At 28.6% G+C, this 15598-nt stretch carries 19 protein-coding genes; 1 reads left to right on the plus strand and 18 read right to left on the minus strand.

The features are described from left to right. Window positions 1-3: 3 nt before the first annotated feature. The 15 genes from HNQ06_RS04360 to HNQ06_RS04430 form a co-directional block, all read right to left on the minus strand. Window positions 4-1395 (minus strand): hypothetical protein, encoded by a 1392-nt coding sequence (locus HNQ06_RS04360; protein ID WP_184107726.1) that lies wholly within the window; start codon window positions 1393-1395, stop codon window positions 4-6. 8 nt (window positions 1396-1403) lie between these two features. Then, entirely contained in the window at window positions 1404-1622 is a 219-nt protein-coding gene (locus HNQ06_RS04365) for a DUF1322 family protein (protein WP_184107727.1), read from the minus strand. After that, a complete protein-coding gene (locus HNQ06_RS04370) occupies window positions 1615-2103 on the minus strand; it encodes a DUF1473 family protein (RefSeq protein ID WP_184107728.1) in 489 nt (162 codons plus the stop codon). Before HNQ06_RS04370 ends, HNQ06_RS04365 begins: the two co-directional genes overlap by 8 nt. A gap of 64 nt (window positions 2104-2167) precedes the next feature. Beyond that, the gene (locus tag HNQ06_RS04375) at window positions 2168-2590 is read right to left on the minus strand and encodes a DUF1463 family protein (protein ID WP_184107729.1); all 423 of its coding nucleotides are present in this window, start codon (window positions 2588-2590) and stop codon (window positions 2168-2170) included. Continuing rightward, window positions 2590-3660: a DUF787 family protein gene (locus HNQ06_RS04380; RefSeq protein WP_184107730.1), complete on the minus strand. Its 1071-nt coding sequence runs from the start codon at window positions 3658-3660 to the stop codon at window positions 2590-2592. The genes HNQ06_RS04375 and HNQ06_RS04380 overlap by 1 nt, the downstream gene beginning before the upstream one ends. A gap of 53 nt (window positions 3661-3713) precedes the next feature. Continuing rightward, on the minus strand, window positions 3714-4253 hold the full coding sequence (locus tag HNQ06_RS04385; protein ID WP_184107731.1) for a DUF764 family protein: 540 nt from the start codon (window positions 4251-4253) through the stop codon (window positions 3714-3716). Continuing rightward, entirely contained in the window at window positions 4234-4623 is a 390-nt protein-coding gene (locus HNQ06_RS04390; protein ID WP_184107732.1) for a hypothetical protein, read from the minus strand. Before HNQ06_RS04390 ends, HNQ06_RS04385 begins: the two co-directional genes overlap by 20 nt. Continuing rightward, the gene (locus HNQ06_RS04395; protein WP_184107733.1) at window positions 4620-4994 is read right to left on the minus strand and encodes a DUF1506 family protein; all 375 of its coding nucleotides are present in this window, start codon (window positions 4992-4994) and stop codon (window positions 4620-4622) included. The genes HNQ06_RS04390 and HNQ06_RS04395 overlap by 4 nt, the downstream gene beginning before the upstream one ends. Then, window positions 4991-5443: a DUF3890 domain-containing protein gene (locus HNQ06_RS04400; protein ID WP_184107734.1), complete on the minus strand. Its 453-nt coding sequence runs from the start codon at window positions 5441-5443 to the stop codon at window positions 4991-4993. The genes HNQ06_RS04395 and HNQ06_RS04400 overlap by 4 nt, the downstream gene beginning before the upstream one ends. Window positions 5444-5446: 3 nt before the next feature. Then, window positions 5447-6364, minus strand: coding sequence for a hypothetical protein (locus HNQ06_RS04405; RefSeq protein ID WP_184107767.1), 918 nt, complete (start codon window positions 6362-6364; stop codon window positions 5447-5449). A gap of 16 nt (window positions 6365-6380) precedes the next feature. After that, window positions 6381-6992 carry a DUF228 domain-containing protein gene (locus HNQ06_RS04410; protein WP_184107735.1) on the minus strand — a complete coding sequence of 204 codons (612 nt, stop codon included), beginning with the start codon at window positions 6990-6992 and terminating at the stop codon, window positions 6381-6383. 77 nt (window positions 6993-7069) lie between these two features. Beyond that, window positions 7070-7666, minus strand: a complete 597-nt coding sequence (locus HNQ06_RS04415; RefSeq protein ID WP_184107736.1) for a DUF1357 family protein — start codon at window positions 7664-7666, stop codon at window positions 7070-7072. Between the two features lie 11 nt (window positions 7667-7677). Then, on the minus strand, window positions 7678-8904 hold the full coding sequence (locus HNQ06_RS04420; RefSeq protein ID WP_184107768.1) for an anti-CBASS protein Acb1 family protein: 1227 nt from the start codon (window positions 8902-8904) through the stop codon (window positions 7678-7680). 349 nt (window positions 8905-9253) lie between these two features. Continuing rightward, window positions 9254-9868, minus strand: coding sequence for a hypothetical protein (locus tag HNQ06_RS04425; RefSeq protein WP_184107737.1), 615 nt, complete (start codon window positions 9866-9868; stop codon window positions 9254-9256). 112 nt (window positions 9869-9980) lie between these two features. Further along, entirely contained in the window at window positions 9981-10622 is a 642-nt protein-coding gene (locus HNQ06_RS04430; RefSeq protein ID WP_184107738.1) for a hypothetical protein, read from the minus strand. A 496-nt stretch (window positions 10623-11118) separates the two neighbouring features. Here HNQ06_RS04430 and HNQ06_RS04435 point away from each other — a divergent pair, with 496 nt between their 5' ends. Beyond that, window positions 11119-12705: a peptide ABC transporter substrate-binding protein gene (locus tag HNQ06_RS04435; protein ID WP_184107739.1), complete on the plus strand. Its 1587-nt coding sequence runs from the start codon at window positions 11119-11121 to the stop codon at window positions 12703-12705. 51 nt (window positions 12706-12756) lie between these two features. Here HNQ06_RS04435 and HNQ06_RS04440 read toward each other — a convergent pair whose 3' ends face one another. The 3 genes from HNQ06_RS04440 to HNQ06_RS04450 all read right to left on the minus strand — a co-directional run bounded on the left by HNQ06_RS04440 (window position 12757) and on the right by HNQ06_RS04450 (window position 15595). After that, on the minus strand, window positions 12757-13224 hold the full coding sequence (locus HNQ06_RS04440) for a hypothetical protein (RefSeq protein WP_184107740.1): 468 nt from the start codon (window positions 13222-13224) through the stop codon (window positions 12757-12759). A 246-nt stretch (window positions 13225-13470) separates the two neighbouring features. Continuing rightward, window positions 13471-13662, minus strand: coding sequence for a hypothetical protein (locus HNQ06_RS04445; protein ID WP_184107741.1), 192 nt, complete (start codon window positions 13660-13662; stop codon window positions 13471-13473). 580 nt (window positions 13663-14242) lie between these two features. After that, window positions 14243-15595 carry a PBSX family phage terminase large subunit gene (locus HNQ06_RS04450; protein ID WP_184107742.1) on the minus strand — a complete coding sequence of 451 codons (1353 nt, stop codon included), beginning with the start codon at window positions 15593-15595 and terminating at the stop codon, window positions 14243-14245. Window positions 15596-15598: the final 3 nt, after the last annotated feature.

A 15598-nucleotide genomic window follows, 5' to 3' on the forward strand; every position in this document is an offset into this window, starting at 1 on the left:
TACTTAAGGCATTCTAGAATCATCATCAATTCCTCTTGAATTAAATTCACCACCACTATTTAACACATTTGTCATGTACTCAACCAAAGGTAAACTTTCAAATGCTTGTGCTAAAATGCTGCCAAGATTTGAAAAAGTATTTCTTAATGGGTCCAGTACACTGCTAGTAAAATCGTAATTTTTAGCCCACTCTAAAAGTTCTAAAGTTTTTTCTAAGAGTGGGCCTAATTCAGGCTCAAAGGCACTGCTTATTATTTTGCTGTTTAAAACCTCAGGTTCACCTTTTGAATCTTTTAAAGAAATTGTTGGCATTTTAAAACTTAAAACTTTTTCTAAATTATTCTCACCCTTTAGAAAATCTCTTACAAGGCTAATAGCTTTTGAATCATTTTTTGCATGCCCGTCGTTTTTTAATTTCTGTGCAAGCTCAACCATAAAAGAAAAATCATTTGAACTTGAACTTGAATTTGAATTTTGTGAACTTTGAAGAATATAAAGTTTTCTTAAAAAATCATTTCTCTCAAGCTCTGTCTCAAAAGATCTTTTTCTTTTTAGTATTTTATTTGCACTCTCTTTTTGACTATCTTTGAAAACAAAATTTTCAAGACTTAGCTCAGTCTTTTTGTCTTTTAAATTTTTAAATTCGTCTTTAGAAGAATTTAAATCATTAAAACCATTTTTTATATTAAAAAAATCAACAGGGCTTGAATCTTTAAAAAGATTTCTAAAAGTCATCAAATTTTCCCAAACAATCTGACTGTTTTCGTTTTTAAAGCCCAATGGCTCTTGTAAATCATCTTTAAAAGGGAAAATCTTGGCAAAATTGGAATTTAATCTAAAGTCTTCTGATGCATTAGTTTGATCTTTATTAGAATTATTAATAAAATTTTGCTTAAAAGCATTTTTAATATTTTCAGTTTTAAAATATGAATACTGGCTAGAGACAAGATCTAATTTATCTGCTTCTGGCTTTAAATAAGAACTAAGATTGCTATTTTTCTCATTTAAGCGCCCAACAGGCAAACCGATTTTATCTTTCAAGTCAAAATTTAAATCCAAATCTTTTAAAAAACTCTTTGGATTGTTTTTCTGAGAATCATAGCTTAAAAAATCCTTAAAAGAATTATTTTTACCCAAAACATTCAAAGACTTAAAGCTTGCTGATTTTTGAAGATTGTCACTTTTGGGGGTTTTAAGTCCTTTAAGCCTTTCAAAACTTGCAGATAAAAAATCTTTACTACTTTTCCCACTCAAACCACCAAAACCAATCTGATTGAAAAAATTTTCCCTTTTTAGACTTAAAAACTCTTTTTTTAAATTACTCTTTGTGGCATTTCTGTCAAGAACGCCTTCTAATGTAATTGTGAATTTAGGATTATTGTTTTCTTCGTACATAAAAACCTTTAAAACATGCTACTAAAGGACAAAAACCTCTCATATATTTCCTTGTTAAGTTTTAAATTAGCCACTCGGTTAACCTCTACAAGCTCTTTGTAGCTCATTTTTTTAACATCTTTGTATGTGCAAATGCCCATTACAACAGGAAAATAATACTTATTAGCTTCTCTTGTCAAATAGTTTATGTATTTAAAATAACTAGTTGCAATCTCTTGCTTATTCATTGCCACCTTCTTGCAATAAAGACTCAAAACCGGTTTCTAAAGAATCTTCTTGATTTAAGCCTGAAGAATTGCTCGTAATTAAAAAATCATAACTCCAGCGCTCGTCAATGTAGTCATACTTAATGTAATCGCCGTTTTTATCTTGAAAGCTTTCAATGTAAACCAAACCGGGCTTTTTAAAGCCTTCTATTGTTTCAAAAAGTGAATACTGAACTGAAAAAAGAATTGTGGGAAGAGCATACTTGTAAAGCTCAGAATATCTTCTCTCTTTGTTTAAGATTTCGTAAAATTCATCTAAAAAGCCTCTTGAGATCATTAATTTGGTTATCTCTTTTAATGTTCGCAGATCATTAAGTTTGCCAATAAGTTCATCTCTTTCAACATCAAATCCTAAAACACTGTCCCAATCGTACATGGGAATATCTTTTAAAATGTATGTATGTGTTTTGGCTCTGGTTAATATTTTTAACTTGTATCTCATTTTAAATTCTTATCCTTTAATTAAAACATTTTTAAAACATTTTTATTGTCCTATCAAATTGCTTCTAACTTGCTTTCTCAACATCACAATTGATTGCATGAATTGTAAACTTAACCGTATCATTATCAGCTGAATACTTTCTAGTTGGTATTTCTGCAAAAAATGCACTATTTGAAATAATTTTAAGTCCCATCTGATCGTTAAACACCAGTCTTTTTAACTTTTTAGATTTTGGTACATTCTCGTAAAATTGCTCATTGCTTAGCCTTGTTAAGAGCTTGTAATCAAGAGATCCTTTGCTTACTTCTAAATCAAAAATATGAACAACGGTTCTTGGATCTCTAAAGCTTGGAATTGGAAAATTTCTGTCTTCTGTGCTTGCCTTGGCCATTACATTAGGCTCTGTGCTGTACTCAAGAGTACCTGTGTCTATTAAATTGTCATTAAAGCTAAAAAATACTAAATCTAGTGAATAATATTCTCTCATTATGATGCTCTCCTTAGATATTCGTTTATCTCTTGTGTTGTTATTATTAAATTAACACTATTGAAACTGTCATTGTACTTAAGTGCAACTTCTAAACTTAAGCTTAAGCCCTCAGAAGAATTAATTTTAAGTCTAATCTCTTTATAAGAAACAATAAGGCCTCTTTGTTTAAGTTCATGAAAAAAACATTCAAGCCCTGCTGTATATTCGTTTGGCAAATTGCTGTCCAAATTTAAGGCACCAAGCTTGCTGTTAGCTCTATTGTTTTTATTCCAAATCCTAATAAGCTCTTTGATTGCTTCATTTTTAATATAAAAAAGAGTGAAAGCTTCATCAATCGGATCGCCTGAGAGACTAACTCCTTCTTTGAAGGCTAAAATGCCGTCATTGCCGGTTTCATTTAAAAGAGAATAAAAATTAATATTGGATTTTCTAAGAGAATCAATAAGAGAATCATCATAAATAGGAGCAGAATTTAAAATCATACCATAGGGATTAACAGCATGAAAAATGCTTGCTTGATGCAAATACAGTGCTGCAAACTTAAGGTGCAAATTTTGACTGCCGCCGTAAACAGCAATTACATTTTTAAGCTCACTTTTGTCTTTACCTTTTAAAAAATTTGGCAAGTTGCCATCTTTAGTGGAAATTACAATAAAATTGTAAGCTTTTCTAATCTCTTCAAAATCAGTACTAATAGCATCTTCTGCTTGATTTACAAAAACTACAAACGGATGTAAATTGGATTTTAAGAAATCTTTAATCTCTTTAATCTGGTTGTAAACATAAAAATCAACTGACTTAAGCCCGTCTTGCCCAAAAAAATCACCCATCGACTTTTGCAAAGCACTTAACTGATCTTCTGCTATTTTTTTCTTGGAAGAATCAGACTCTTGGGCCTTTTGCATCTCAAGTTTTTTAAGCAGATCCTCAAAATTTGTAACACTTAATGCCAAGTGTTTACTTGCTAAGACATTGCTTTTATAGATTAAAAGCGGATTGTAATAATTAATTTTGTTGAAAGCTAGTCTGTTTTGCACCAAACTAATGCTTATTGTATCTTTTGGCATTTATACTCCTTTTTTAAATTTATTTATTTTTAATTTTTTTATATTTTTTTAATTTATCTCTCTTGTTTTAAAACCTGTATATTTGCAACAAAAATCTGATTAAAACTAAAACACATATTAGCATGCATATTCGAAACGCCAAGTAGCCCATCATTATTTAAATTGCTAACCGAGCACAAATAATAAGTTAAAAGCAAATAAGAACCACCATCAAGCTCTTTTGTAAATTCAAACCTAAATCTATTCTCATGTAAAAATTCTAAAAAGTGTTCATACACTTTGCAAATGATCTCATAAGAATCTCTGTAGGCTTTAAATAAAATAAAACTTAAAAAATAAAGCGAAAACCTTAATCTAAACTCATTAGACTCTTTACAAGAATTTCTACCCCTTAGATTCCTGGGAGTAAGCCCTTCGAAAGACTCACTTTTTAATACAAGCAAATTACTAGTATTTGTAGCAAACTTTTCCAAATACGGGTGGTTATAGGTATTTAAGATTTCTAATTCTATTTCTTTGAGATCCAAATATTTTTTAAAATTTGAAAGTATTTTTATTAAAAACTGTACAGATTCATTTAGTCCTACAATCATGACTGTCCTTTTCTTTTGCTTTTAAAAGCCTGGGGTTTTCAATGCTTTTAAGAAAGCTTTTAAATTCTTTGGATTTTTTAGCTTCTTTAGCCTCTTTAGCTTTAAAAGCTCTTTTTGACCTAAGGCCTCTGCTAAGTGAATAATTGTTACAAAAAACTCTAAACTGATCTTTTATTTCAAAAAGTCCTTTTTGAATAGATTTCCTAAAAGCTGTTTTTATTCCTTTGTTTGAAAAAATATTAGAATAAAACTCTTTGTAAGCAACCTTTGCTAGTTTGAAATTAATCTCTCTTTCAAGTTCTTCCGATTTGATATTAATGCTATTTTCTGTATTAAAAGAAATGTCTTTAAGTTTAATCTTTACACTCAACAAGAGCTCCTTAAAACCAGGGTATTATAATTTAGACCTTCTTTGTAGCTCTTTTGAACCCCCAAGATCGAATAAAAATCATCAAGAACCTTAATCAAATCTCCATACTCAAATTCCAAATTATCAAGAGTATACACTTTGGCGTAACTATTTCTGTCAAAAATATTTACACCTTCAATATCAACTACTTCTTCTGGACTTATTAATAAAAACATTCCTTTAAAAACAACAGCATCAGAACTTTTAAATCTAGTTTCATAAGATGCATTAATTGGATCTTTGATTGCTTTATATTTACAGAAAACAAGCTCTTGTGAATATGTATCTATAATATCACTTAAACTTGAATTAATCATCTCTAAAGATTTCATTTAATTACTCCTATTAGAAAGCCTTTTGCTCTTAAATCTTCTATTAAACTATCCAAACATTTACAAAAATCCCCCCCACAACTACTACTGTTACCAAAAGTTGTGGGGAAATATTCTAATGATATCTCCTTGAATTTTTCGGACTTAACCGGATTATTAAAACCTTTTAATCTGTTTCTTTTTTTTAGCTCGCAGCCAATAAAATAATAAATCAAAACAAACATTGTAGAATCATTTAAACTTTTAATTCTTATTCTCTTAAGAATTAAAATATTCTCAAGTAAATTTAAATATAAAGAAAATTCTTTAATGCTTAGATCTTTAACATCAAGCATTAAAAGACTAAGTATTTGCTCATACACTGTTTGTAGTGATCCTAGATTCTCGCTTTCTAGAGTTTTTAAATTTTCACTTAAAGCCTGATTAGTATCTACTTTGCTGTCATTCATTTTTTAGCTCAATTTTATTCTAAGTATTGAATTTTTTGTTGCCAAAATTGTTCCAATAGAAAAGTCAAGAAAACTTGTTCTAAAATTGCTACTTGAAACTTCTGTGTATGAATTTAATATCGGTTGGTGACCGTCTTTTAAAAGTAGTAGTTTGCTACTTCTTGGATATATTAAAATTTCATCGTCTAATAAATTTGTAGTCTCAAGCTCAATATTTGCATCATTATTAATTGCACTTATAAAATCAAAAAGCATGTCTTTGTATGAATAATTGTTGTTTGGAAGCCTTTCAAGCAAACGACCTTTGATTTTACTAGTTGTAAGTATTTTAAAAGGCACCCTTCTCTCATCTTCTAAATTAATCTTTGAAAGATCATCATTTATTGATTTTATTTGATCTGATATGTTTGTATGTTTAACTGTTTTGTCTATTTGATTTGGGAGATTCAAAAGTCCGTACATGGTTTCATTGTTAGACTCATCAACAAGAAGAGTTCTTTTATTATCTTTTGAAAGTGTAAGTCCACCCCTTAAATAATGCGCACTCATTAACTTTTGTATCTCAATTATTGCTCCCAAGAGTCCTTCTCTCATGTTAATATTTGTGTTTGCCTCTACACTAACTTTTCCATCTGGTGCATAGTAAGTAAATGCATACTGAAAAGGCAAATAATTAATTTTTACTACTTGTCTTTGGAACTTTATTGTTGAGACTGTGTTAAAATCATTAACCTTTAAGGTAGGAATGTCTGTTAAATTAGAATACCACTTGATAATTCTATCACTTCCAAGAGAAATATTGCTACTTTGTATTTGCTGTGAATCTAAAAAATGATAATATTCTGGGACTGGACATTCTTTAACCAAAACATCCCTTACTGTGTTTACATACTCGTCGTTATTTAATATACTCTCATCCATTTTAAATTCTCCTATTTTAAATTGCATCTTTTACTTGCTTGACCAAAAAAAGAACTCTAACTCCATAAACATCTCTTCTGTCTTTGAATTCTTCAGCCGGTCCTAATGCTAAAGCGTGAATAACTGCTGCATTCTTGCTAGATTTTTCTAAAACCCCTTCGCTATTTATTATTAATTCGTCTGATGCTTTGATAGTTTTGTCTTTAGTAATCAAAACACATTCAAAACTACAAGTGATTGGAACAACCGTACCGGTTCTTGAAAAATCGTCAAAGTCCACACAAACCCCATAAAGATCCTTGCCACCGCCTCTTGCTATTTGCAAATGTGAGCCATTAACAATAAGCTTAACCCCACATTTGTAGCAAAAATCTTGAGCTTGGTAATTTTCAAACTTATCAGCAGGAGAGCTTTTAAGTCCGCCTTTTTGAGCAAAATAAAACCCCTCATCTTGAAATTTATGACTGCTCTCAAACACGGGGTAACTGCTAGCATTAACGCTTTGAAGCTTGTCTAAAACAATTTTTTGAGATTGATTTTTCTTTAAACTTTCAAGCTGACTCTCAAGTTCTACTTTTGATGCTTTTAGTTTTTCTATCTCTTTTTGAAAATCAATTGAATCACTCATTAATAATCTCCTTTTTTAAATTAATTTTTTATTTAATTTTTATTTAAATTCTCCTTTAAAAACTTAAATTATAAAATCTAAGCTAATGCTTTTTTATTGCAATAAAATTCATTCTTAAGCTCTTCCCATTCATTAAGCATTGCTTTTCTTAAATCATGATACGTGTTAAAAAAAGCATTTTCAGCTCTTAAATTATTTTTTTGATCTATTTTTATTCCTTGGGAATTTATTACTTTGTATGAATTTTCTGAATTCTTGTTCTGATCAATGTTAGTCTTTGCAACCCTTATTAGTATTGCACGGGAACGTAAGTCAATCTTATCAAAGTTGTCAGTTCCAGCTATTGCTAATATTTGAGCTGATTTTACATACTTTCTAATAAGCTCTTCAGCTTGTCCTTTTACAACCTCTTTAAAAGAATACCCTTTTGCTAAAAGATTTTCTGTATTATATTCAAAACTTAAATTATCATTTGCAAGTTTATTTATCTCAACAGATTCTCTTAAGTCATTGTGAGAAAAATTCCCAGCTAAGTTATTACTTGCGCTTTTGAGATTTTTATATTCTAAAAACTCATGAATCAAATCGTCGCTTAAAATTTCATTGTTTTTGCTTCTAGGCTCTTTTAAATCTTCTTGGTTGTCTTTGTCTGCGCTTGAAGCCATTTTTTCCATAATTACTCCTTTTAAATAACTAAACTTAATTGTTCTTTTAGATTTTCTTTTGCCTTGTCGCTTAGATTTTCATTTTTGATTAGCTTTAAATATTTAAAATAAACATCAAGAAGCAAATTGTCTTTCTCAAGTCTTTGCTCATAGCTTAAAGCTTCAAGCTCATTAAACTTCAAATTTAATCTGTAATATTTGTTAAGCTTGAGATTGCACGCATTAGCAACTGATTCTTGTACACCTTTTAAATAATCATAATAATTACTTTTGTCTCCCTTGCCACTGCTACCAAGTCCTTTGACTTGCTCATTAAAACTTCTAGTTAAAGGCTCTTTAGTATCAGCACCAATTTTTGCTTTAACAAGTTCAAATGCGTCTTTTAAAAACTCTAAATCATATTTTATTACTTCAAGGCGCGCATTCTCTGATGCTGTATAAAAAATTCCATCATTGTTTAGAGTGCTTTTAATCTTGCCAAGCTCTCTGCTAAGCTGATCAGAAACGCTGCTTAATGCTTGAAAACTTTTGTTTGGCTCTTGAGCTTTAAAAAAGGTAGAAAATATTTTACCCTTACTGTTTGCCAAAACATTAATTTCTTCTTTTGCAATCTCTAATGATTCAACAAGTCCTACTAAATGTTCGTCTTTGTAAAACAAAAAATTATAATTTCTTATTCTTTTTTCTATTTCTAAATAAATTTGCTCTAAAAGACAAATGTTAAGCAGTAAACTTTGCGTATAAGCAGGTTCGTGCGTGCCTAAAACATAATCATAATTTTCATAAATTATTACTCTGCTTTTATCTATTCTCACAACCCTTGCTTTCTCAAAACCATCTAAATCTTTTAAACTAGAAAGGTACTCTATGTAATTAGAATCTCTTTTGTTAATAATTTTTTGAAAATCTAAATATTTAAAACCTGTGGGCAATTCGCTGTTAACTTTTTTACTTAAATCTTCATCTTCACTTTTGGGTTTTACTAAAATATAGCCTGCACCATTAAATCTATAGCTTATCATTGCTTCAAGAAGAGCTTCTTTTAGCTGTACCTTTAAACTTATAAGAGACTTGCTGCCTTCTTTTAAACAAGACGTTTCAAGCAAACTTAAATTAATTCCATTCTTAAGTGCATCTTCTGCTGTACTTTCTATGTAATTCCTGAAAAAAATTGAATATCTGTAAACATCAATAGGATTGATTTTAGACTTATTGTTTTTTATTTCCATTTTAAATTCGTTAATCATTTTTTTAAATATCATTATATATTATTATATCAAAAACGGTTTTTTATGCAAATCAATATTATTTGATATTAATTATCAAATAATATTGGTACATAAAACATAAATATCAAAATTCGTTTAAAATTTTATAAAAAAACTAATATGTTTTAGAGTATTTATGATAATATTAATTAAAGAATATAACAAAATATTCTGTTTACTTTTTGCTCGCATTGTTTAAAAGATAAACATTGTAAAATGATATTAAAAAGAAAATTAAATTAATACTTTATCCAATCCCAATAAATATTAAAAAGGTAGAGAGCTGTTTCTCTACCTTTTAATATTGAAATGCAGAAAACCCAATTAACTAAACATAAAAAAATAAAGTCTGCTTGCCTTCTATTCCCTGTTTAGCAATAAAAGCTGTTGCCAAAAGAGATGCTCTTATTGCTTTTATTAAGGCCTTATCTGCCTGAAATGTGGATTTAATAACCAAAAGTAACCCACAGAGAAATTCTCTTGTCTTCAAATTTTCAATGCTACTAATCTCTTCTTCAGCTGATTTTATCCCTTCTTCATCTTCATTTAAAAAATCAATCTCTTTTAACCCTACTGAGTCAATTTCACTTACTGTATGAGAATCAAAATTGACTATTGTCCAATAAAATATTTTTAAAATCTTGTCAACAATCCTAAATGTTACAGGAATATCAAAATCAGGAATTTTATCAAATTCTAAAAGCAGATGATTGTTTAGCTTTTTGGCTAGCCTGATCGTAGAAATAAGTCTTGATTTTGATTTTTGAACCCTTAAGTGAGCATCATGTAAATTCTTCGTATTTAAAATTTCATCTAAATTAGTCTCTACTTCTAAAGCAGAATTAATCACCTGGGTTGATAATTCTTTGGCAAATTTAACATTATTAACATTGCTAAATTCAAAATCTTGGAAATTGCTCTTTAAGTTATTGTTATCACTCATACCCTATAAAGATATAGCCCTACAAAGATACTTAAAAGGTCTCTTGAAAAAATATAAAGACAAGTTCTTCACTAGAACCTGTCTGTCTTTATAAAAAGCATATCTCAAATATTTAAACATTTGCACAATTTTCTAAATTTTTCAATTCGTTGTTACTATCACTTTTAGTAAACACTCTTTTAATTACTTTAAAAATCTCTTCATTGCATTTTACGGGCTTTTTAACACTCTCATCATTTCCATTTTTGTACTCATCAATGCCAAATGCATCAGCTACCTTTTGGAAAAATAAACTTAAAGCCCCACCAGTGCTATTTTTAATTTTGTAACAAACATATTCTTTAAAGCCTAAAGATTGCTGCTCAGTAGGTCTTTGCTTTTTGCTTGCATCTACTGCTTTAGATAAAATGCTAGAAACATTGTCAAAAAAGCTTACAAACTCTTTTTGTCTGTTAATATCCTTAGAAAGCCAATCAAAAAATTCTTTATAAGATTTCTCGTACTCAGCTCTTAAATTCGCTTCTGTTTTACCATTAGAATCCATTGCATCTTTTAAAAAGACTTTTAAAGTCTCTAACTTTTCAGCTTCCTTGGGGGTTAAAGAAATTTCTTTAGGAATTAGATCTTTAACTACATCGCTAACAACAAGAGGAATGCCATCTCCAGAATCAATTTCTGTAAGCCCCTTAACATCGCCAAACTGTTTACAAGAAAACACCGCCAATAACATTAATAAAATATTTATTTTTTGCATCAAAACCTCCGCTAAAATAAGTCGTAATTATAGCTCATTTTCTAGCATTTCCAAGGCATACAAAAAATCAATCGAACTCTTTATTTTATTCTTTAAAATTATTCTTTTTACTCTTCCTTTAAAAATAAAAAAAAGAAATTAAAACTTAAATTTTTATTTCCTTTACGGATCTTAACATACAAATAAAGGTTCGAATTTTATTTGGAAAAAAGAAAGAGAGATATATATTTGTCTATTGTTATAAATCAACAATTCATTGAAAACTTCTTTAAAACTACAAATAGGGTCTTAGGGCCTTATTTGTAGTTTTAAAATAAACAATCTATTTTTTAGTCTTTTCCTTTAAATTTCCTTTAAATTAAAAAAAATTAATTTAACAAATAAATAAAAACAATAAGCTTTTTGAAGTACTTAGCAACAGCATAAAACATTTTAAAAAAATATTGCAATATAATTTGCTATTAATTATTGCAAAAACAAAGGAGGTAATAAAGAAATGATAATAAAAAAGGGGCTGCTTTTAACACTAAGCATTGCTGCTGTAATCTCGTGCACGATTTCTAAACCAAAAGATGATATTGTCTTTGGCGTTGGAATTGGAAACGAACCAACATCGCTTGATCCACAATTTTGCAGCGATAGATTAGGAAATTTAATTATAAACGAACTATTTATCGGGCTTTTAAGGGGAGATCCTAAAACAGGTGGATACAGGCCAGGACTTGCAAAAAATTGGGACATTTCCTATGACAACACTTGCTATACATTCTATTTAAGAGACGACATTTATTGGAGTGATGGCGTTAAAATAACAGCAAGTACCATTAGAGACTCTTACATAATGGCCCTAGAAAATGAGCTTGATGTGCCAAATATTAATCTATTAATATCAAAGATAAAAAATGCAAAAGAATTTCACGAAACAAAATTAAATGTAGATGAAGTTGGAATAAAAGTGATTAATGAGCAAACTTTAGAAATAACTCTCTCTCGTCCAACAACATATTTTCTTGATATGCTTACAAACCCAATATTTATCCCTATTCCTACTCACGTTGTTAAAAGGTTTGGAAATAAATGGACAAGCTCGGAAAACATGGTTACAAGCGGGCCTTTTAAGCTAAAAAGAAGAGCCTTAAACGAAGAAATATCTCTTGAAAAGAATAAAAAATTTTATGATGCTAAAAACGTTGCTGTTAATGAGCTTATATTTGTTACTATAAACGATACCCGAAGAATTTACAGCATGTATGAGCACAATGAAATTGATGCTATTTTTAACAACATCCCCCTAAACCTTATTAATGAGCTTATCTTAAGAGAAGATTTTTATTCAGCTGACATTAATCAAATTGGTTTTCTTTCATTAAATACAAATGTTAAACCTCTTGACAACGTAAAAGTAAGAGAAGCATTGGCTCTTGCGGTTGACAGAGAAACTCTAGTCTACAGAGTGCTTGATAACAACTTTAAAGCAACAAGAAAAATAAGTCCTAACATTAACAACTACAATTACGGGAAAAAGCTAAAGCCATACAACCCACGAAAAGCAGAAAAACTTTTAGCCGAAGCTGGATATCCGGATGGAAAAAAGTTTCCAACGATTACAATAAAATACAATAAAAATGATCTTGAAAAAGAAGTTGCCAATTTTATTCAAAGCCAATGGAAAAAAGTTTTAAATATTGATGTAGAAATTGAGCCTGAAACATGGACCAACCACATATCAAATATTTTAAAAGGTCAATATGAGATCTCAGTAAGGTCCTGGCAAGGAAATTATTTAGATCCCATGGCATTCTTTAATATATTTGAAACTAAAAGCTCACATTTTGTATCTTACGGATACTCAAATCCTGAACTTGATGAGCTTATAATAAAATCTGACATTGAAGGAGATGAAAAACTTAGATTAGAAACATTAAAAAAGATAGAAGAAATAATTATTGAAAATGATTATCCAATAATTCCAATATACAGTGTTGCGGGAAACTATCTTTTTAAAAATGATAAATGGACAGGGTGGAACACAAATAATTCAGAAAGATTTGCCCTATCAGAAATAAAACCTTTAGAAGAATAAATGCTTTTTCATAAATAGAGTCATTACTTTTTGACTCTATTTATAAAAAAATTATTTTTGCATTAGTGTTAAAGAGCTTTCTTTTAAATAAACCAAATCTTTTAAAACCTTATTAAAGTCAACACTGTTGCTAAGAATGTAATTACATATTTCTCTTAATTTTTCATCTATATCTGAATATTTTTGATTTAAAAGTTTCAATTCTGGCTGTGGATCAAGAACAGCAGAATTGCCTCCACTTAACATACTAAGCTTACTTAAGCTATTGCTACTTTTTTCTATTAACCCGTGCTGTACTTTTAAAATCTCCAAAATTTTATTTAAAAGATTAATTTTTTGTTCACTAGATTCGCTAAAAAAATTGCTAACTTTAATCTCACTATAATTAGATATTCTAGAGCTTATTTTATCAGTTAAGCTTTTAAATTTTCTTTGAATTTTTAAAATAGCATTTTCTCTTTCAGATAAAGAAAGCTTAGAAAAATTTAAATCATATTTATTAAAGTTGCTTTTTTTCATATTAGAAAAATCATTTAAATAACAAGAAATTACCACTACTGAAATGATGAAATGATATATACATAAATATATCTCTTCATGTATATTCTCCTAATTAAAATTTAATTTATTTCAAAAGTGCAAAATTATTTCAAATAACTAAAAACATACATCTTTTACATAAATCCACCATTCAATTTAAATATATTGCTTAATATTAAAAAGTGCTTTAAAATTTTTAATAAGTTTAATTCTTTCTAGTTAATTTTAAGTTTTTCTGTTTCTACGATATCGCTCTCTGGCTCTTAATTTAAGTTTTTCTCTGTTTTTCTGATAATACTCTCTGTTATAATCTGAGGCTTTCTGCTTATTTTTGGCTAATAAATTTTTATTGTCCACCTTAAAAGAACTACAACCCAAAAGAAACATTAAAAAAAAAAGAAAAAAGGCCATTCTCATATTTCTCTCTCCTTGAAATACATTTGAATAGATTGAATAAATAAATCTTAAAAATGATTGCACTAGACAAATTCGGCAAACTTAGCAAATTCTTCTAATGCTACTTTTTAGCTAATCTAATCAAAATTGATGCAAAATAAACTCTCTTTTTGAAAAACAATTTGCTTAAATATTTCAAGCTTAGCTATTTTTTTAAGTCACCATTATGCTTATAAAAGTATTACAATTAAAAAAACTAAGACTTGAGAGCAAAAAAATTCTACTTTTCATGGTAATCCTTTAAAATAAAAAATAATAAAATTAAAATTATAAATCACATCAATAATATTTCCCAAAAAATTAAACTTTAAAAATAATTTTTCAAAACTTTTAAGAGATTGAATATTGACTTTATATATTTTACAAATTATCTCATTTTTAAAAAAATATTTTAATTGTTTTAAAAATTTATTTAATATTGCTTTAGCTTAGATTTAAGGCAAAAAGAAATTTTTAGCAAAATCAGCACAAAAGACAAAAACTTTTTAAATAATTATTAATCACAATAAACTCAAATTGATAAAATAAAGTTTAGATCAAATTATAAATATTTAAAGTTGCCGAAATGAAATAATTTTTCTTTATAATTTAGCGTCAAAAGAAGATAAGCATTTGCAAGAGAATCAAGTGCATCATCTTTTGTTTTGCCGTCTCCTTTGTAGCTGTAAATATCAGATACTACATTTTTACTTATTATTTTTAAAAATTCTATTTTGCGGCTTTCAAACAAAGGAATAAGAGCGCATATTCTTTTAAATTTATTGCTCAAGGGTTTTATTGGTGCAACTTTAAAATAGTTAATGCTTTTGCTTCTTAAGAAAAGAATTGTTTTGGTTAAAATTCCATCCCCTTTGATGCTATCTCTCTCCTCAATGTAAACAGTATTTACATTAAAATTTTCTATTAAAACTTGAATAGAGGCAAGCATTAAACTATCACTTACTGGTTTTTGATCTTGATAAATATATGCATAAAATTTCTCAAAAGTGCGCTCTAAAACACAAACAGCTGTATTGTCCCCACCTACTGAGAATGCAGGATCAATATACATTATTGGACTTTTAAATTCATAATCTTGATTGAAAATCATTTCATTAAATAATGTAGATTCATTTAAAATCCACTCTCCGTAAAGCACACGAGCCTTATAAGCAGGAAAATGTTTGTAAAGTTTCTCTTGAGTTTGAATAAAATCTGCTGAATTTAAAGGGTTGTCGTACGTTGTAAAATTATATGTTTTAAAAACATCTGTATTTTCAATATAGTCTGTTTTAAAATAGTGCGCTGGGCTTTCCGGATTTGTATCAAAAATAATAATCTCTTTACCCTTTCTAAGCCTTTTTATTACCTCAAGCAAAGTTTCTCTGTGAATTACTGTTGCTTCATTTACATAAATTATTGCACTATTGCCCCCACGAATCTTAGAAAAAGAATCTCTGTTTTTACCCCCATAAATATTAAGCTTAAGACCTGCTATTTTACAAAAAGACTGACCACTTTTCTTTTTCTGATAATCAATTCCTAACAAACCGCAAATTTTCTCTATTTGCTTTATGGTATTTGTCATTAACAAACCAATAGAATTGCCTATAATAAAATTATTAGTATCTTGCTCATAAAAAGATTTGTTTTCAATAAGTTTTTTAATAAGCAGATATGAGGCTAAAAACGTCTTACCACTTGCAATCCCGCCGCTAAATATTACTTTTGAATAATTGTGACTTTCTATGTCAAAAAGCACTTCTTTTTGCTTAGCAGTTAAATATTTGTTTTCAAAATCTTTAAAACAAATGTTGGTTGGTTTTGGTTTAATATAATCCAAAATGTTAATATTAAACTTATTTTTAAACTTTTTCTGAAGATTGAGAAATGTTAAGGATCCCAAAAATTTCAAATT

Origin of the sequence: Borreliella lanei, from assembly GCF_014205895.1 — a bacterium.
In the GTDB taxonomy this organism is placed as follows: Bacteria; Spirochaetota; Spirochaetia; order Borreliales; family Borreliaceae; genus Borreliella; species Borreliella lanei.